The following is an 18,169-nucleotide window of genomic DNA, read 5'->3' as shown; positions in this document are numbered from 1 at the left end:
ACCAAAAGGGGCGGCCACGAGGACCGCCCCTTAGTTTTCGATGGTCGTTAAGCCTAGCGCCAGTAGCGGGAGATGTTCTCCTCTTCCTTGGACTTCATCTCGAGGAGAGCTGGCTGCCCTTCCCGATTCGCGGCGAGCGCACGCTGTATCGCAGGTGCGATCTCAGCAGGATCGGATACCTTCTCGCCGTAGGCGCCCAGACCGCGTGCAACCTCTGCGTATTCCCCGCCGAGTGCATTGCTGTTCCAGCGCTCGGTGGCGAATGGCATGTGGTCGTAGTAATGAGTCATGACACCGTTGTTCAGGACCACGGTCAGGATGGGTAGCTCTGACCTGGTAGCAGTTTCGATATCCAGCCCTGCCATGCCGAACGCCGCATCGCCCATGATGTTTATGACATGCTTGTCCGGTTCTGCCATCTTTGCGCCGAGAGCAAGACCTAGACCGTAACCGAGCTGTGTCGACTTGCCCCAACCGATGTAGTTTCTAGGCGTGACTGCCGGCCAGAAAGGAACGATCTGCTCACGAGGGTAACCTGAGTCGTGCGTGATGATGGTCTCCCGAGCGTCGACTGCCTTCATCAATTCAGTAAAGACACGATACGGGCTAATTGGGACCTCGTCCGAGTTCAGAGACGGCGACCACTCGGCCATCCACTCGGCCTTGACCCTAGCTAGCTCATCACGAACGCCGTGAACGTCGCCACGACCGTGCTCGCCAATCTGGCTCTTAACCTCTTCGATCATCTGGCGGAGGACCACTTTTGCGTCGCCTACAGCACCGTAGTCGGCGCGGTAGTCTTTGTTGACGTCTTCAGCGCAGTTTGTCGAATGGCCAAGGGTAACACCGCTGGGCATCGGGGCGTTGAAGTTGGATATCGTGAAGCTGGTGCCCATGCCAAGAACGAAGTCGGCCTTTTCCAGGAAGTGCTGGCACATCATGGTGCCCGACGATGCGCCTGTACCGAGAGCCAGCGTGTGGTCTTCTGGGAAGCCGCTCTTACCAGCCAGGGTCGTCATAACCGGGATGTTGGTCAGCTCAGCGAACTCGACAAGTTCATCTGTCGCCTCGGCGTACATGACGCCCTGTCCGGCGTTGATGACGGGAGCCTCAGCGGCAAGTAGCGCGGTTACAAGGTCTCTGACATCCTCAGGGCTACCACCGGACTTCAGAGGCTTGACGGGCTTGTAGTTGTCCACGAGGGCGTCTGGTATTTCCTGGATCATTACGTCGCGTGGGAGCTCAAGCAGCACGGGTCCGAGTCTGCCGTGCTTAAGCTGGCTGAAGGCCATACCCATCAGCTCGGGAATCCGTCCGACGCTGTTGACCAGCGCCATCCACTTGGTTATTCCGGCATAGTTCTTGACTGCCTCGAAGTTCGGGTGGACGTCCATCCGGTCGAACGGCTGTCCTCCCGGCAGGCAGAGAATCGGTACCGAGTCCGCGAAGGCCTGTGCGACACCGCCGAAGGCGTTCTCAGATCCTGGTCCGGTCTGCATGGTGAACACGCCGATGGTTTTGCCGTTCTTGATTCGGCTGAAGCCGTCGGCCATGTTCACGCCTGCGCGCTCCTGGCGGGAGAGAATCGGCCTGATGCCCTCCCTCGCACACGCATCGATAAGCGTCTGTGCGGGGAATGCAGCGATCCACTCCACGCCCTCTTTCTTGAGGATCTTTGCTACTGCCTGGTCTCCGTTCATGTATTGTTCTCCTACTTTAGTCTCGTTGCTTGCATTGGTTGGCTATTGATCGTCGGCATCGCCATCTGATAGCGCAAGTTGCGCGTCAGGCAAATGGCGAGCAGTGATCTCTCGAACATCGATGTCTATCTGATCGAGTTCTGGTATTTCGTCTGTGGCCGGCACGCCAAGTTCCCTGAACCGGCGCGCCGACACGGCGACTCTACTGTCAAAAGACCCAACTGCGCTGTTGTAGCTGCTGACAGCGGAACGCAGCGAACTGCCGACTCTGGAGACGTGCCCCGCATACACGGCCAAGCGGTCATGCAGCTCCTGGCCGATTTTCTGGACCTCAAGAGCGTGTTCCGCTAGTTGTGCCTCTTTCCAGCCCATCTCTACAGTCTTCAGCAGGGCCATCAGAGTGTTGGGAGTCGCGATTATGACTCTCTGCTGCATCGAGCGATCGAACAACTCGGGATCACGCTCCAGCGCAGGCTGAAGCAGGAACTCACCCGGGAGGAACATCACGACGAATTCAGGTGAGCGGTCCAGGGCGTCCCAATAGGCCTTTCGTGATAGCGAAGTTGCCCTGGCCTTTACCTGTTCGGCGTGCCGGGCTAGCTGGCTCTCACGGTCCTCATCAGTGTCAGACTCAATTGACCTCAGATAGGCGTCCATTGGGGTCTTGGCATCGACGACGATTGTCCTGTTGCTGGGCATACGGACAACCATATCGGGGCGTTCCGTGCTCCCTTCACCTGACTGGATGCTTACCTGCTCCTCGTAGTCGCAGTAGTTGGTCATTCCAGCGAGCTCGGCAACCCGCCGGAGTTGAATCTCGCCCCAACTGCCACGAACTTCGGGACGCTTCAGTGCCGTCGTCAGGTTACGGGTCTCCAGTTCGAGTGCCTTGTTGCTGCTGGCGAGGGTCTCTAAATGCTGTCGAAGACTGCCCTGTGAGTCGGTCCTGGCAGTTTCTATCCTCTTTAGCTCTTCCGAGAGAGGCTTAACGAGGTCGTTGACCGCTTCCTTACTGAGGGAGAAGTCCTTCTTCGCCTGTTGGACGAGGTTGCCGACCTTCTCGTCGGCGGCAGTGAGAAACTTTTCGTTGTTGCTGTCGATAACCTCTGTCGCCAGTACCTTGAACTGGTCGACTAGTGTCTTTTCGATATCGCCCTGCTCTTCCAGGCGACGGTTGGCGTCACGAAGTTGCTGCTGCAGAGATGCGACAGTCTCGCCAGCTTGTTGGGAGGCAACCCTTGCGTGTTCTAAGGCGGTCGAATTCGACTCGTTCTGAGCTGCTACAGAGTTGAGACTAGCTTGAGCGGCAGCAAGTTGCCGGTGCGCCTCGTCTCTCTCCAGACGAAGTGAGTCCCGTTCATTTCTGAGTTCGGAAGCAACTCTAGCTTCCTGCTCCAGTCGTGTGCTGGAATCTCCTGAACGTAATCGCACTGCCAGCCAGGTCACCAGTCCGCCGACAAGCAAGCCAATGACTATGCCGACAATTGCGAATAGTCCAGATTCCATAACTACCTGAGGCGGGCGAACTTCTGCAGGCGTTGCCCTTCCAGGACTTCACCTATGTAGATGTCGCCGCGGGAGTCGACGGCAACGCCGTGTGGTGCCCAGAACAGACCGGCCTCGTGGGTGCGGTCTCCGCCCCACTGGGCGAGAATGTTGCCCCCGTTGTCGATGATGGTCATCCTGCCCTGAAGCTCGGGGACGTATATCTCGCCATCTGGCCCGACGTGAACGTCAGTTGGCTGTCGGAATCCGGTGAATATCTCCTCAAACTCGCCCTCCTGGTCAAAGACCTGCAGGCGATCGTTTTCGCGATCGCACACGAGGACATAGCCATCGTGGTCGAGTCCAATCCCGTGCGGCAAGTGGAAGTCACCAGGATTCACCTTACCGGGCAGGCCCCAGGACAGGACCAGTGAACCCGTGGAGTTGTACCTGTGGACCCGGCTATTGCCGTAGCCGTCCGAGATGAATATCTCACCTTCTTCTGTTACTGCGATACTCGTTGGCAGGTTGAATGGCCCCGCCGCCTTGGGAACGGGTTCAGAGTTCGATGTGTAGCCAGTCTCCGAGGGCCGACCAGTTCCAAGCCGCAGGAGCAGCTCACCATCGAGAGAGTACTTTGAGACTACGTGGGCATCTCGGTCGGCAAGGTACACACAGTTGTCCGGGCCAATATGGATACCGTGGGGGCCCTCAAATGTCTGGTCCCAAGTGTTCAGAAACGCCCCGTCGCTATCGAACACCATCATCTGGTGGGAGCTACGATTGAAGGCATAAACATTGTCGTTGCTATCCACTGCAACGCCTGCAACCTGATGCCACTCATAGCCGTCGGGGAGGTCTCCCCAACCCTCAACCAGCTCGTACTGGAAGTCTCCGGAACCGTATGCCATGGGTCAATCCTCCATCGTCAGGGTTAACGGAGCAGGAAGTCAATTTGCGTGTCATGGAGGCTTCCTGATTCGCCGCGTACTATACGTCGTCTGTCAATTGTGGGTCAAGCTACAGAGCCATCTATTGAGATGTCTAAAACGGCTGGGCCGCCCGACTTAAGAGCCTCTTCGATAGCCGGCCCGATCTCCTCAGGATCGGTAATGTTTCGACCAGGTATCCCCATGCCTTCAGCGATGCCGGCGATGTTGAACGGGATCGGAAAGTCCATCGCCAGGTACTGGCTCTGAGGATCGGACTCTCCAAGGATGTCACGCTTGTAAACGTTCATGTTGAGCTTCAAGATGCGGTAAGCCCGATTGTTGCAGATGATATATACAACCGGGATGTTGTATGTGGCCGCCGTCCAAAGCGCCTGGACGGTCATCATCGAACTCCCGTCGCCGATGATGCCTACGACGGGCCTGTCTGGATTCGCCAACTTGAGTCCAAGTGTGCCACCCATGCCCCAGCCCAGTGCTCCGCCCCTCTCTCCGAAGACGGTGCCAGGCGTGTCAAAGGCGATAGCTGCGTGGATTGAATCACGTGTAGTCACGGAATCATCCGCAATCAGGGTATCAGGAGGAAGCGCCTGTGCTACCTCGTGCATCATGCGCTCTGTGGACATAGGACTCAGGTCCCATCGCTCCTTGAGACGAGCTTCAGTCGCCGCCTGTTGGGCTACTTTCGCTTCTGACAGGTTGGCAGCTCTGCCTTTGGCAGCTTCCCTGTGCGCACCGGTCAGATCGGAATCCAATGCATCAGCGAGGTGGGCAAGCCCTACCTTGGGGTCCGAGATGATACCTATGTCTGTCGGTTCGCTCTTGCCGATCTCCCTTGCTGCCTGGTCCATGTGGATGAGCTTGGTGTCCTGGCTGAGGGCACGACCCTGGAAGTGGAAGAATCCGCTGAAGACGTTGGTGCCAACGGCGAGGACCACGTCGGCGTCGGCAAACAACTCCCTGCCCGCAGGCGAGATCGGCGCGGAACGTCCCATGAACTGCGGGTGGTCAGTCGGGAAGTTCATCTCGGAGTAGGCAGAGGAGTAAACTCTTGCGCCGAGAAGCTCGGCGACTCGGACAGCTTCCTCGATCCCCCCAGACTGGGCGAGTCTATCGCCCACTATCATGACTGGATTACTCGCCCCTGAGAGTAGTTCGCTGGCATCCGATATTGCCTCTGCGTCCGGGGCCATCTTAAAGTAGCCAGGCGGTGAAGGAACGATCTCAACCTCGCCCTCGTCATCGAGTGCGTTCGCGGAGAAGCCTATGTATACGGGGCCAGTCGGGGGCGTTTTGGCTTCGGTGAATGCGCGTCTCATAACCGAAGGAATCTGCTCAGGATGTGTAACCTCCGCGCTCCACTTAGTGAAGAGCCGGGTCATTTCGTCGAGCTGTGTCCGTCCCTCTGCCAGCTTGCGGATGTCCTTGTTTGCACTGGTGACCACCATTGGAGTGCCGCCCTCTTTGGCGTTGTGAAGGAGGCTGATCCCGTTGGCGAGTCCAGTCTCGATGTGCAGGCTCACGAAGGCGGGCTGCTGCGTCGAACGAGCGTAGGCGTCCGCCATACCCATAGCAGCGCCTTCCTGCGTCGTGAGGATGTACTCGATGTCCGGGTAGTCTTCCAGAGCATCCAGGATTGCGCCCTCGCTGGTGCCCGGGTTTCCGAAAATGTACTTCACACCCTCGGCGCGGAGCATCTCCATAAAGGCGCGTTTTCCAGTCATCTGAGGCATGGTTATACTCCGAGTTTTGTGTACTGGTGAAATGGAGGGATCAGGAGACTGAGTCCACGGCTGCCTGGGCGCACTCTTCGTCTTCCTCGCCGGTACCACCACCAACACCGACCGCGCCGACCGCAGCGCCATCCCTGACGAGTGGGACTCCGCCAAGGCTGGCGATCATATGGTCACCTTCTGCGGCGCGAATACCGGTCACTATCGGACTTCCCGCCCGCTCCTGCATCTCGCCACTGGGTCTGCCGAAGGCAACAGATGCAACCGCCTTGCCCTGGCTGCCATATACGCCAGCCCAGATCGCGCCATCCATTCTGGCAAAGGCGACAAGTCGGCCGCCTGCGTCGCAGACCGCTACATTTATCTTGATGTTGAGTTCCTCGGCCTTTGCCAACGCGGCCGCAACCATCGTCTGGGCCTCTTCAAGTGTGATGCTCATTTGCGCCTCCTGGTTGATGCGACAGGTTCGGTCAAGCGTATTACAGGTCGAAGGGCGGCGCAACACAACGTGGAGCGGCAGTTAGGGCCGGCTGAACCCGAGGTGTACGAGAGAAGGGTTAATCGCCGACCAGGGCCATGATCTTCACGATGGCCTCTTCACGGAATCTGTCCAGATCGTCGGCGTCTTTGACGAGGGCGCCGAGCGTTTGCCTCACAGCATCCTGGTCAAGGTGATCGTAGTGGAGGATGACCATTGCTTTTGCCCAGTCCAACGTCTCCGAGATTCCAGGAACTTTGTCGAGACCGGAATCGCGTGCGTTCTCTACGAACTGGCAGACCTGGCGTGCGAGTTTCTCCGAGATGCCGTCCACCTTACGGCGAACTATTCTCAGCTCTTTTTCAAGGTCCGGGTAGTCGATCCAGAGGTAAAGGCAGCGGCGGCGCAAAGCGTCAGAGAGATCGCGGGTGCGATTGGAGGTAAGGATCACAAGAGGGCGGTGCTTGGCTGCGATCGTTCCGATCTCGGGAATCGTCACCTGGAACTCTGATAGCACCTCAAGGAGGAACGCTTCGAACTCTTCGTCGGCGCGGTCGACTTCGTCGATGAGAAGTACTGGTGGCTTGTCAGGCTGTGTCAGCGCGGAGAGTAGAGGCCTCTCCAGCAGAAAGTCACGACTGAAAATCTGCTCTTCCCGCTGCTCCGATGAGCGACCGCTTCCCTCGTCGAGCCTGATCCAAAGTAACTGCTTGGGGTAGTTCCACTCGTAGAGTGCGGTAGTGACGTCAAGACCCTCATAGCACTGAAGCCGGATGAGGCGCGTATCCATGAGCTGGGACATGACGTTCGCGATCTCGGTCTTGCCGACGCCTGCGCGTCCTTCTATCAGCAGCGGACGTCCCAACGCCTGGGCCATGTAGATCGACGTTGCGATGGCAGGGTCGGCGATGTAGTCGCGCGACTCCAACTCGCGGACGATGTCTCTGATTGGGTCTGGCTCGTTCAGTTTGGGCCTCTCAAGAACACCGCCCCGACACTAAGGTCGGGGCGGTCTCAGAACTTACTATATGCCTGTCGATATCTGGTCTATCCCTGCATGGCTCGCCAGACCTTCTCCGGCTTGGCGGGCATGTTCATGTGAGTTACTCCAAAAGGAGACAGCGCGTCGATCACGGCGTTCATCACTGCAGGTGACGCGGCGATGGTGCCGGTCTCGCCCGCACCCTTCACGCCGAGCGGGTTCGTCGGCGACGGGGTTGTCGTGCGATCCGTGATGATAGATGGAACAGAATTGGCAGTCGGGATAGCGTAGTCCATCATGCTGCCAGTAATGAGCTGGCCGGACTCGTCATACACCGCCTCTTCGGTCAGCGCCTGACCTACGCCCTGCACCACTCCACCGTGCACCATGCCCTCTACGATCATGGGGTTGATGACGTTGCCGACGTCGTCGAGGGCAACGTACTTCTGGAGCTCGACCTCGCCGGTGTCGCCATCGACCTCGACAACCGCGATGTGCGTGCCGAAGGGCCAGGTGAAGTTCTGCGGGTCGAAGATACTGACTGCCTCGAGTCCTGGCTCGGTCCCTTCGGGCAGGCTCTCATACCAGTAGGCTGCGAGCGCGACCTCCTGGAAGGTCTTTGCCTCAGCGGGCGCACCCTGCACGAAGTACTGGCCGTTCTCAGCGACGATGTCCTCTGGGGAAGCCTCGAGCAGGTTGGCAGCTATACGCTTGGCCTTGTCCTGGATCTTCTCAATGCTCATGTGGATGGCGTTGCCACCGCAGACCGCACTGCGGGAACCGAACGTGCCGGTTCCCATCTGTACCTTGTCCGTGTCGCCGTGTATGACCTCCACGTCTTCCACTTCGACGCCCAGCTCCGCGGCCGCAAGCTGCGCGAAGGTGGTGTCGTGGCCCTGGCCGTGTCCTGACGAACCGGTGAACACCGTGACCTTGCCGGTGGGATGGACACGGACCAGTGCGCTCTCCCACACGCCAGCGCGGGCGCCGAGCGTGTAGGCCACTGCGGACGGGGCCATGCCGCATATCTCCACATAGGTTGAAAGGCCAATTCCGAGATAACGGCCTGCGTCTCTGGCTGCTGCCTGCTCTGCACGGAAGTCGTCGTATCCGACCAGTTCCAACGCGCGGTCAAGACCAGCCTCGTAGTTTCCGCTATCGTAGACGACGGTCGTGGCAACCTCGTGCCCATCTTCGAACGGAGGAATCAGGTTCTTGCGCCTGACTTCTACCGGATCCATGCCAGTTTCCGCCGCATAGCGGTCGACCATGCGCTCGACCAGGTAAGTTGCCTCCGGGCGTCCGGCGCCTCGGTAGGCGTCGACGGGTGTAGTGGTCGTATACACACCTGTTACTTTGCACTGGATATTATCGATGCTGTAGGGCCCGACGAGCATCAGTCCGAACAGGTACGTGGGAATCGCCGGGGCGAATGTCGAGAGATAAGCGCCCATGTTGGCGTAAAGCTCGGTACGAAGGCCTGTGATGTTCCCATCAGAGTCGCCTATGATCTCGACCTCTCCAACGTGGTCCCGTCCGTGGGTCGTAGCCAGGTAGTTCTCCTGTCTGCCCTCGATCCACTTGACCGGACGTCCCAGCCTCCTGGCGAGTATGGAGGCGATTACCTCTTCGGCATACAGGTACAGTTTGCAGCCAAAGCCCCCACCCACGTCAGGGGCGATCACCCGAATCTGGTGTTCGGGGTGACCTGTGACCAGGGCAAGTAACAGCCGCACGAGGTGTGGGATCTGTGTCGATGTCCACACAGTGAGTTGGTTAGTGCCGGGGTTGTAGTCGGCAACGACACCCCGAGGCTCCATCGGGTTTGGTATAAGCCTCTGGTTGATTATGCGCTCTGTAACACGAACTCCGGCTGAAGACGCCGCTGCATCGAAGTCACCGCCGCCAACTTCCCACTCGAAGGCGATGTTGTTTGCAGCATCTTCGTGCACCTGTGCAGCGCCGTCCTGTACCGCGGCTTCCATGTCTACTACGGCGTCCAGAACTTCGTAGTCGACCTGCACAAGCGCGGCCGCGTCTGTTGCTGCCTGTGGGCTGGTGGCCGCAACGGCAGCTACAGCGTCGCCTACACAGCGCACCTTGTCGAATGCAAGTGGTGGATGGGGAGTCTCGTTGGTGTCCGGAACTACCCAGCCGCAAATCAGAGAACCGAGCTCCTCTTGAAGCTGGGCTCCTGTGAATACAGCAACTACGCCATCAGCCGACTCGGCCGCCGAAGTGTCGACGCTCCTGATGTTGGCATGGGCATGTGGGCTGCGAACAAGGACCATGTTGACCATGCCGACAAGACGGACATCGTCAACATACGTTCCTCTTCCAGTGATCAGTCTTGGGTCTTCGCGACGCTTGATGCTTTCGCCGAGCACTGCCTGTGTGGTCACGTCTGGCCTCCTGTGTGTCGAGTGCTTGGGCCGCGATACAGCCTAAATGTGGGCAAGGGGCGTCACAGTGTTCTGCGCGACGGTTCTCTAGTAGGAATCGGCATTGAAACGACGCCTCAATTCAAGGGTTACTCTACCTCAGATAAGGGTGATAGGCAAGTGTGACCTGATCCGGTTGGATGTAGTGAGTGTAGCCTCAAAAGGCTTGTTGCAGTTCTCAAAAAAGACCTATTCAACGGCCAATTCTTGAGCTACTGCTCGCCACCTGCCGAAGGCTCTCTGACAAGGTAGAGCAGCTGGGGGGGAATCAGCAGAATCGACACACCAACCAACGCTGCTCGCAGTCCACGTAGAGTGGCGAGCAGTCCCATGCCGGGGCCGAAGAATACCTGCCCAAAAGAGTTGGCCTGCTCGTGCAGCGAGAACACTGTTGCTCGATACTCCGACTCACAGTTCCTATTGATCCATGCGGCTGCGAAGGGCCAGGTTACGCGGTGCAGGACGTAGACTACCACCACCATGGTGATAGCTATGCCGAACGTGCCAGTAAGGGCGAAAGTGAGCGTGGCGCCAATCATGGTCACATTGAATAGAGACAGGGCCAGACGGGGAGCCCATGGACGATCGACCGGGACGAGGCGTTCCATGACAGAAATACCTACGATCGCGGCGATCGCGGCGACGGCCTGTATTACTCCAAACCATACTATCGGATCAAGGCCAAATATAGCTGGGAAGTCGAACATTTCCAGGGTGTGCTTTGCCCACAGCCGGTCGAACGGTTCACTGGACATTCCGAAGAAGATCTCAATAGCAACCAGGGCCATCAGCACACGGCTCATGGATACGGCACGGAGTCCGGTCTTCAGTACATTCGTCATCGAATCCCAGGTACGTCGTTCCCTGTTCGAACTGGGAGTGAATCCAGTCTCTGTCATAGAAGCTGCGACGAACAACCCAAGTCCGATAAAGATCACGCCTCCGGCTATGAGGGAAAAGCCCACGTAGACAGTCGCCAGAGCAGCGCTCAGGCCTATGCCCGCCAGGGCACCAAAGGACTCGTACTTGGTAGCCTTGACGAAAACGGCGGCGGTCTTCGAGTCGTCCTTGAGTTCGTCAGACAGCCAAGCCTGGAACGCGCCGCTGACGAACGTAAATCCAAATCCCCACACTACCTGTGCCACAAGGATCGACGCGAAGATCGGTAGCGACCCTTCCAGGATGTAGCCGACGCCGATCAGGACATACCCAACGATCATCGACAGACGCCGGCTATAGACGTCCGCTAGAACTCCTGTAGGTACATCAGCAAGAAGGACGGTCAATTCCAGCACTGTGCCGACCAGGATGAGCTGAAGTGGGTTAAGTCCAGCCTCGGTGATCCGGTACACGGCCGACATCGTGGAGAATGTCATGGTCGCCACCTCGGCGATGATAGCCATGATGAGAAAAACGTGAACAGGTGGTAGTTGGAATCGCCTCAATCTGGATGTCTCACGCGCGCAATTGCGCATGATGAAAGCCAGGTGTTCAAGCGCAGTGGCGCGAGGTGACTCAGAATACGCCTAGAAGACGAACTCGGGACCTGGGACGTACTCAAAGCGTTCCAATGCATCGTCACTGAGCGTGAATCCCAGACCGGGTGCTTGCGGCGCGTGTACCGTGCCATCCCTGATGTCGTATGGCTCATTGAAGAGATCGTTCATCATCGGCATGTAGCCCTGGCTGACCTCGAGGATGTGGCAGTTCGGCGCCGACATCGCGACGTGCATACTGGCCGCGAACAGCACGCCGGAGCCCCAGGCATGTGGAGCCAGCCTGATTCCCTTGGCGGATGCCATTGCTCCGATGCGTCTAATCTCGGTCAAGCCACCCGCTCTCGCCACGTCCGGTTGGGCGATATCCAGTGCGCGATGGTTGAAGAGGTCCTCGAAATCAAACCTCGTGAATTCGCGCTCCCCCGTGGCAATCGGTATCACCGTCGAACGGCGTACTTCAGCCAGTCCGGGATGGTCGTCCGGTGAAATAGGCTCCTCGAACCATGAAATGTCGTATGGCTCAAGCTCTCGGGCCAGCCTGATCGCGGTGGATACGTCCAGCGAGCCGTGCGCGTCCACCATTAGTTCGACATCCTTACCGATGCCTCTGCGTGCCGCAGCCACCCTGCGAACTGTGTTTTCAATTGAGAAGCAATCGCGTCCGACGACGCGCATCTTGACGGCGGTAAAGCCCTTTGAGGCGTAGCCGGCCATCTCCTGCTCGGCCTCGTCTCCAGGGGCCCATCCACCAGAGCCGTAGCCGCGGACGGTGTCACGAGCGGCTCCCAGGGCATGATAGACGGGCACGCCGAGGGATTGTGCTTTCACGTCCCAGATCGCGATATCTACACCTGCTATGGCTTCGAGGGTGACACCTCGACGCGCCTCCGAAGGCTGAGAGTGGCCTCTCTCCAGCGCAGGCTTCCACCGGGATCCGTTGTACATCTTCTCCCACAGTAGTTCCGAGTACATGGGGTCTTCGCCAAGCAGCGCAGGAGCAAGATCGTACTCGACTATGGCTGAGACAGTCTCGGGGCTCCCCAGAGAAGCGCCCATGCCGGTTAGACCGTCGTCCGTATCAACTAGTATCAGTACGGCGTCGCTCTTGACCTTAGTCCCGAGATCGGTCCGATGCTGACGCTCCTCTGGAACCGGATCGGACATGGGGATAGCTCGAACACTGGTAATCTTCATGATGCGGCGAAGCCTACCCTTTCATCCATTGGTGCCTGCTTCAGCAGGTGGAGCGACTCGGCGACTGTCCTCCTGACCGCCCGGAGGTAAGGCCGACCAGCATCAAGTTTCTCGACCAGCTCGTCGACGGGTATCCACTCGCAAAGGTCTATGTCTTCGGAAAGGTCAGGCTCCAGGGAATCTGCGGTGCTTCCATCGTAGTCCAACAGGAACCAGGTGACAGTTTTATTAAACGGCTTGCCAGAGTAGTAGGAGATGTAACTTGTCCGACAGAAGAACTGCCGGACCTTAAGTCGCTTTCGACGGATGCCGGTCTCTTCGGAGATCTCCCTGCGCGCACAGCGCTCGTGAGGTTCCTCCTTCTTGACCTTGCCCTTGGGGATGTCCCACAGCCCGTGCTTCCTGATTAAAAGTGCGTGGCCACCGCAGAGGACAAGCCCTCCGGCGGCGGCCATCTGCGGGATGTCGCCATTACTCATGCATCAGTATCCGTTCTAGGACTTCCACCTGATCAGGGTCCATGTCTTTGAACAGGACTCCGTCCACGATCATGTCGGTGAAGTAGTGTCCATTGGCCTGGGGTTGAATCGATTCGAGACTGAGATTCTTGCCGTCATATTCAAACTGGCTAAGTATGTAGTGAAAGACGTTAAGTCTGGCCTGGTGTTTGTTATCCGACTCGATGACTATCCAGGGGGCATAGTCTGTCGAGGTGACGGCAAACATTCGCTCTTTGAAGTAAGTGATCATGTGCCAACGCTCAGCAGCCATGCGGTCGGTTGACGAGTACTTCCAGTACTGGAGTTCGCTGTTCTCCCGCAGCCTGAAACGCATGTCCTGGGCTTCCCTGGAGACAGAGAGATATATCTTAAGAAGATGAATGCCCTCGTCGATGACGTCTCTCTCCCAATCGTTTACACGATTCATAAAGTAGTTGTACTGTCTCATAGTGCAGTAACCCATGACTGGCTGAATGAGCGCGCGAGAGTACCAGGACCTGTCAAAAATGGTCATTTGACCGGGGGTTGGCAACTGCCTGTAGTGCGTCCCGAGCCAATTTCTCATCTGCTTAGCGCTCGGTATACCCTGCTCGACAACGGTGACGAACTTCGGATTGAGGTAGTGGGTAATTCCCGATGCAGTTGAACCCTTGCCGGCAGCGTCACGACCCTCAAGAACAATCGCAATTCGTTGGCCCTGCTCGGCGGCCCACTCCTGGAGTAGGAGAAGTTGGAGCCTAAGCAGTCTTAACTCGGCGCGATAGGTTCTGTACGAAACATCGCGGAACTCGCGCACCTCGTACTTGATCGCCGAAGTTTCTGGAAGGATGGTAGTTTGAGCTTGCATCTGCAGCTTTGACCACCAGTGATTGAATAAGGCAACCGACTACTTGTCACACCAATTCCATGGTAAGAATCGAAGACGTTGGTGTCAAACTCAGGTGCGCTTTTGTAAGGGACAAAGATCGGAGAGCACCCATGGAGTCCCTTCAAACTATGGAGCCTTAAGCTGTTCCCATACGGGCCAGCCACTCGGCGGCGTGGTGTCCCCTATCAACGTCCTCAATATCTGGCCGATTCCGTGACCTGAGCGCCTCGGTTTGTTCCCTGTCGAGTTCCATACTGGTAGTCAGGACTACTCCGTAGCTCGATTCGGCGGCTGCTCTCGTTACGAAGCCTCCAAGAACGTCGTTCGCGACAACTCGTGGGTCGCGATCGAAGGGGTGTCCCCAACCGCCACCGCCACCGGTCTCAGCCCTCAGAAGGTCGCCTGCCCTTACCTGGATTCCCTCACCTGCAGGCGAGACCTCTCGCTCATCAGGTGTGCCGGGATTCAGGACGAATCGGCCGGGCTGTCCAGCACGCCCGCCATTGAGTCCAAAGCAGGGGAACCTCACGTTGTCCATACGCGTGCTCATAGTACAGTCGACAAGCACGCGGACGTCTCGAATAACGCCAAACCCTCCGCGATAGAGGCCAGGCCCTCCGGAGTCTGGCCTGATCGCGTACTGCTCGACGCGGAGAGGGAACTCGCCTTCTTCAAACTCTAGCGGGTAGTTGCGTTGGTCCCGGAAGTAGATGACGTTTAGGCCATCCCCTGTCGGACGCGCTCCTTGACCGGAGCCGATGCCTTCACTGAAGTAGAGATACTGTCCGTCGTCATTAACAGTGCGGAGATTGTATATGACGTAGATCGGCGAGGCAGCGGGGCCCTGCCCTTCGTTAGCCTGAGCAAGTACGCCACCCATAATGTCCATGAGTCGAATGACCGTGTGACTCCTGAGCCCGACAGGGGCCGGAAAACTCGGGTAGGTTATCGTCCCGGGCTCGGTTCGCACCTCGTCCAGAAAGGCCACGGCACCCTCGTTGAGTGGAAGGCCTGGATTCATGTAGCTGAGATGTCGCGCAAGTATGAGGTTGAACGCACCCGGACTCGTGATGAAGTTGACTGGGCCTCTTGCCTGTGGACCACTGCCAGTCAGGTCGGCTACAAGTCGGCCCTCCTGGTTAAGCAGCTTGACGTCGACAAGCCTTGGATCATCGTCCACCGGATCGCGGTCCACGTAATCGAAGAAGTGGTGCTCTCCCTCAGGAATTACTTCGCGGGCGAAGTCTCTGTAAGCGTCGATGCTGCGCTGCACGATCTCATCGAACGCCTCCAATATAACCTCCTGGTTGTAGCGGTCCATCAGTTCCGCTACGCGATCCTCAGCGAGCCGGCATGCTGCCATCAGCGCGCGGGTGTCGCCTTCAAGCATCTCTGGGAACCTGCTGTTATTCAGGATGACCGCGTAGGCCTCTCGGTTGATCTCACCTTTGCGCATTATCCTGATCGGAGGGACCAGCATCCCCTCGTGGAAGATCTCGGAGGCGTGAGGTGAGAGGCTGCCTGCGACACTCCCACCGATGTCCCAGAAGTGACCGTAGCTGACCGCAAAGCCGACGGGACGGTCATCATGGAAGACGGGTGACGTGAAGCACATGTCGCCCGTATGCTGTATTGCACCCTTCGACCTGTGCGGGTCGTTGTACCAGTAGAGGTCGCCGGGCCGCATGTCTTCAAGTGGATACTCTTCAAGCACAGGGTCCACTATGCGAGGTCCTGAGGTCGAAAGAAACCCATCAACGACGCGGCCATCAAGGTCATAGACGCCCACGAAGTAGTCCATCTTCTCTTTAATGACCGGAGACATCGCCGTTCGCTCTATCAGGGCCTCCATCTGTCGGATGATGGAACTGACGGCGCCGCGCACTATCTCAAGTGTGATCGGATCGACAGACATTAGCTGTTCCTCACAGGTGGGTTTCAGTTGTCCTTAGGGCGAATAATCAGATTGCCATAGCCGTCGGTTACCGAGACGTAGCCGTCAGCTATCAGGGATGTTGTATCGCGCTGTTCCACTATCGCTGGACCCTCGATCCGAACACCTGCGACCAATTGGTCCCGCCCGTAGACTGGGACATCGACGTAACCTTCTCGGCGGGAAAGCCTGGCTTTCCTCTGAGAGGTCGGCGCCGGACTTGATACAGTCTGCGCGGTGACCGGTTCTGAGGTCGGTCTTGGCAGACTGCCGAGTGCTGTAACTCTCAGGTTGACGAGCTCCACGGTCTGGTGCGGAAGATTGTATGTGTACAGCCTTTCGTGAAGCCCGTGGAAATTTGTAACCATGTCCGCGAGTGTCTGCTGGCTGACATCCCCATCTGGCACGTCAACTGTAATCTCCCATCCCTGGTGTTGATATCTCAGATCCGCGGAGCGGGTAACCTGCTGTGCGTGTGAGGGAACGCCCTCTCTGTCGAGCCAGTTGGCAGCCTGTGACTCAAGCTGAGAATACGCTGAGGATACATCCGCCACGGACGGCTCTCCCGATTGGAGATACGTCTGCACGTAGTCATTGCGGAGGTCGGTGAACAGCAGTCCGTATGTCGAAAGCACGCCAGGCGTGGGCGGAACGACGATCGTGTCCATACCCAGCAACGACGCCAGGGAACAGGCATGGAGCGGTCCCGCACCTCCGAATGCGACTAGCGCGAAGTCCTTTGGGTCAAGCCCTCTGCCAACCGACACCGTACGCATCGCGCCTGCCATGTTGTTATCAGCGACTTCGACGATGCCTGCTGCCGCGTCATCGATTGTGAGACCAAGGGGCTCAGCAACTCTGCTCAGAATTGCAGCACGCGCCAGTTCCGGGTCGATGTGCATCTCTCCGCCCAGCAAGTGCTGCGGCAGGTGACCTAACACCAATCGGGCGTCGGTGACAGTAGGCTCTGCGCCGCCCTGCCCGTAGCACGCAGGGCCTGGATCGGCACCTGCGCTTTCAGGGCCGACCGCGAGTCCGCCAGTTGCCGAGACGCGGGCGATGCTGCCCCCTCCGGCGCCAATTGTGGCGATGTCCAGCATAGGTAGCTGTAAAGGCAAGCCGCCTATGCTGCGCTCCACAGTGACATCTGGACGACCGTCCCTTACAAGGCAGATGTCCGCACTGGTCCCGCCGACATCAACTGATATGAAGCCAGGGTAGCCCGCATCGTCTGAGACCCGAGTCGCCCCCATGACGCCGGCAACTGGCCCTGACAGGACGGTATGGATAGCCTGCCGCGCGGCGAGGTCTGCGCTTGTCACACCGCCGTTCGATTTCATGATGAACAGGGGCGCGTTCATGCCGTCGCGATTGGCCGCCGACTCAAGACCTGTCAGATACCGTGACACCTGCGGCATTACATAGGCGTTCAGCGTTGTGGCGATTGTGCGCTCGAATTCGCGGAACTGGGGAAGCACTTCGCTCGAAAGGGAGATCGGAATACCGTCCAACTCCTCGCGAAGGATTTCAGCGGCTCGTTGCTCGTGGGCGTCATTGGCGTAAGAGTAGAGAAAGCAGACCGCGACCGCTTCAACCTGCAATTCATGCAGGGCTTTTGCCGCTGTCCGACAATCATCTTCGCTCAGGCTGGTCAGTACGCTGCCAGTGCGGTCCAGCCTCTCAGAGACTTCGAAGATGCGATTCGGCGGTACCGGACGTTCGGGCTTCATCCATGCGTAGATGTTGTTGCCACGAGGGATGTCATGCCGACCGATTTCGAGGACGTACTTGAACCCCTTGGTGGTCAAAAGGCCGACCGTTGCGGGTCGCCGCTCGATTACGGCGTTTGTCGCGATCGTCGCTCCATGGAAAAGCCTGAGCACTTCGCCGGCCGCGGCGTCCGCCTGAGAAAGTCCCAGGCGAACTCCGGTCATAAAGCCTTCGGCGAAATCCGACGGTGTCGTCGGGGTCTTGACCGTCCAGAGCTCGCCGGCATCTGTGTCCTGGACGACAACGTCAGTGAACGTGCCGCCTATGTCGACAGCTACATGGTACTGCGACAATTTACTGTAGCGGTGAGTAGTCAGTTGGGCTTAGGAGCGTGTTGAAAACCCTAGCGGTCAGAGCACCATCAACTTCTGACTCTGAACGTACTTTGTTCCATTCAGGGTCAGCTCGGAACGCAGCCCAAGCTCGCTCGCGATGGCCTTCGTCTTCAAAAGCGATGATGTAGATCAGTCGGTCCGAGTAATCTCCAACCGCCGATGTCCAGTAACCGATGTTCTTGATCCCGTGACGCTCAAAGATTCCAAGAGTGTGGTTTCGGAACCTAGCGTTCAGGGCTTCCATCTTGCCTGGGGCTGCTTCGTACACGCGATATTCGTAGATCATCGACTTCCTCCTGCT

14 protein-coding genes are annotated in these 18,169 nt (G+C 58.0%); all 14 read right to left on the bottom strand.

Annotated features, from left to right (window positions below; translation table 11 throughout):
• Nucleotides 1-53: 53 nt before the first annotated feature.
• The 14 genes from J4G14_04685 to J4G14_04620 all read right to left on the bottom strand — a co-directional run bounded on the left by J4G14_04685 (nt 54) and on the right by J4G14_04620 (nt 18,154).
• Nucleotides 54-1,700 (bottom strand): thiamine pyrophosphate-requiring protein, encoded by a 1,647-nt coding sequence (locus J4G14_04685; GenBank protein ID MCE2457091.1) that lies wholly within the window; start codon nt 1,698-1,700, stop codon nt 54-56.
• Between the two features lie 42 nt (nt 1,701-1,742).
• The gene (rmuC, locus tag J4G14_04680; GenBank protein MCE2457090.1) at nt 1,743-3,206 is read right to left on the bottom strand and encodes a DNA recombination protein RmuC; all 1,464 of its coding nucleotides are present in this window, start codon (nt 3,204-3,206) and stop codon (nt 1,743-1,745) included.
• 2 nt (nt 3,207-3,208) lie between these two features.
• Nucleotides 3,209-4,096: a hypothetical protein gene (locus tag J4G14_04675; protein ID MCE2457089.1), complete on the bottom strand. Its 888-nt coding sequence runs from the start codon at nt 4,094-4,096 to the stop codon at nt 3,209-3,211.
• A 104-nt stretch (nt 4,097-4,200) separates the two neighbouring features.
• The gene (locus J4G14_04670) at nt 4,201-5,868 is read right to left on the bottom strand and encodes a thiamine pyrophosphate-binding protein (GenBank protein MCE2457088.1); all 1,668 of its coding nucleotides are present in this window, start codon (nt 5,866-5,868) and stop codon (nt 4,201-4,203) included.
• A 40-nt stretch (nt 5,869-5,908) separates the two neighbouring features.
• Nucleotides 5,909-6,307, bottom strand: coding sequence for a heme-binding protein (locus tag J4G14_04665; protein ID MCE2457087.1), 399 nt, complete (start codon nt 6,305-6,307; stop codon nt 5,909-5,911).
• A gap of 118 nt (nt 6,308-6,425) precedes the next feature.
• A complete protein-coding gene (locus J4G14_04660; protein MCE2457086.1) occupies nt 6,426-7,223 on the bottom strand; it encodes a MoxR family ATPase in 798 nt (265 codons plus the stop codon).
• Between the two features lie 170 nt (nt 7,224-7,393).
• Nucleotides 7,394-9,730: a molybdopterin-dependent oxidoreductase gene (locus tag J4G14_04655; protein MCE2457085.1), complete on the bottom strand. Its 2,337-nt coding sequence runs from the start codon at nt 9,728-9,730 to the stop codon at nt 7,394-7,396.
• Between the two features lie 251 nt (nt 9,731-9,981).
• A complete protein-coding gene (locus tag J4G14_04650; GenBank protein MCE2457084.1) occupies nt 9,982-11,145 on the bottom strand; it encodes an MFS transporter in 1,164 nt (387 codons plus the stop codon).
• Nucleotides 11,146-11,295: 150 nt separating this feature from the next.
• On the bottom strand, nt 11,296-12,462 hold the full coding sequence (locus J4G14_04645; GenBank protein ID MCE2457083.1) for a mandelate racemase/muconate lactonizing enzyme family protein: 1,167 nt from the start codon (nt 12,460-12,462) through the stop codon (nt 11,296-11,298).
• A complete protein-coding gene (locus tag J4G14_04640; GenBank protein ID MCE2457082.1) occupies nt 12,459-12,941 on the bottom strand; it encodes an NUDIX domain-containing protein in 483 nt (160 codons plus the stop codon). The genes J4G14_04645 and J4G14_04640 overlap by 4 nt, the downstream gene beginning before the upstream one ends.
• Nucleotides 12,934-13,809 (bottom strand): polyphosphate kinase, encoded by an 876-nt coding sequence (locus J4G14_04635; GenBank protein MCE2457081.1) that lies wholly within the window; start codon nt 13,807-13,809, stop codon nt 12,934-12,936. Before J4G14_04635 ends, J4G14_04640 begins: the two co-directional genes overlap by 8 nt.
• A 157-nt stretch (nt 13,810-13,966) precedes the next feature.
• Nucleotides 13,967-15,745 (bottom strand): hydantoinase B/oxoprolinase family protein, encoded by a 1,779-nt coding sequence (locus tag J4G14_04630; GenBank protein ID MCE2457080.1) that lies wholly within the window; start codon nt 15,743-15,745, stop codon nt 13,967-13,969.
• A gap of 23 nt (nt 15,746-15,768) precedes the next feature.
• Nucleotides 15,769-17,826, bottom strand: coding sequence for a hydantoinase/oxoprolinase family protein (locus tag J4G14_04625; protein ID MCE2457079.1), 2,058 nt, complete (start codon nt 17,824-17,826; stop codon nt 15,769-15,771).
• A gap of 1 nt (nt 17,827) precedes the next feature.
• Entirely contained in the window at nt 17,828-18,154 is a 327-nt protein-coding gene (locus J4G14_04620) for an NIPSNAP family protein (GenBank protein ID MCE2457078.1), read from the bottom strand.
• Between the last annotated feature and the right edge of the window lie 15 nt (nt 18,155-18,169).

Source organism: Dehalococcoidia bacterium, from assembly GCA_021295915.1.
In the GTDB taxonomy this organism is placed as follows: Bacteria; Chloroflexota; Dehalococcoidia; order Lucifugimonadales; family UBA1123; genus VXRN01.
The sequence above is the reverse complement of the archived record's forward strand: the minus strand, read 5'-3'. Positions and strand labels throughout refer to the sequence as shown.

Excerpts from the sequence above, each read along its gene's own strand:
- J4G14_04685 (MCE2457091.1), bottom strand. The coding sequence starts at position 1,700 with ATGAACGGAGACCAGGCAGTAGCAAAGATCCTCAAGAAAGAGGGCGTG.
- rmuC (MCE2457090.1), bottom strand. The coding sequence starts at position 3,206 with ATGGAATCTGGACTATTCGCAATTGTCGGCATAGTCATTGGCTTGCTT.
- J4G14_04675 (MCE2457089.1), bottom strand. The coding sequence starts at position 4,096 with ATGGCATACGGTTCCGGAGACTTCCAGTACGAGCTGGTTGAGGGTTGG.
- J4G14_04670 (MCE2457088.1), bottom strand. The coding sequence starts at position 5,868 with ATGCCTCAGATGACTGGAAAACGCGCCTTTATGGAGATGCTCCGCGCC.
- J4G14_04665 (MCE2457087.1), bottom strand. The coding sequence starts at position 6,307 with ATGAGCATCACACTTGAAGAGGCCCAGACGATGGTTGCGGCCGCGTTG.
- J4G14_04660 (MCE2457086.1), bottom strand. The coding sequence starts at position 7,223 with ATGGCCCAGGCGTTGGGACGTCCGCTGCTGATAGAAGGACGCGCAGGC.
- J4G14_04650 (MCE2457084.1), bottom strand. The coding sequence starts at position 11,145 with ATGACATTCTCCACGATGTCGGCCGTGTACCGGATCACCGAGGCTGGA.
- J4G14_04645 (MCE2457083.1), bottom strand. The coding sequence starts at position 12,462 with ATGAAGATTACCAGTGTTCGAGCTATCCCCATGTCCGATCCGGTTCCA.
- J4G14_04640 (MCE2457082.1), bottom strand. The coding sequence starts at position 12,941 with ATGAGTAATGGCGACATCCCGCAGATGGCCGCCGCCGGAGGGCTTGTC.
- J4G14_04635 (MCE2457081.1), bottom strand. The coding sequence starts at position 13,809 with ATGCAAGCTCAAACTACCATCCTTCCAGAAACTTCGGCGATCAAGTAC.
- J4G14_04630 (MCE2457080.1), bottom strand. The coding sequence starts at position 15,745 with ATGTCTGTCGATCCGATCACACTTGAGATAGTGCGCGGCGCCGTCAGT.
- J4G14_04620 (MCE2457078.1), bottom strand. The coding sequence starts at position 18,154 with ATGATCTACGAATATCGCGTGTACGAAGCAGCCCCAGGCAAGATGGAA.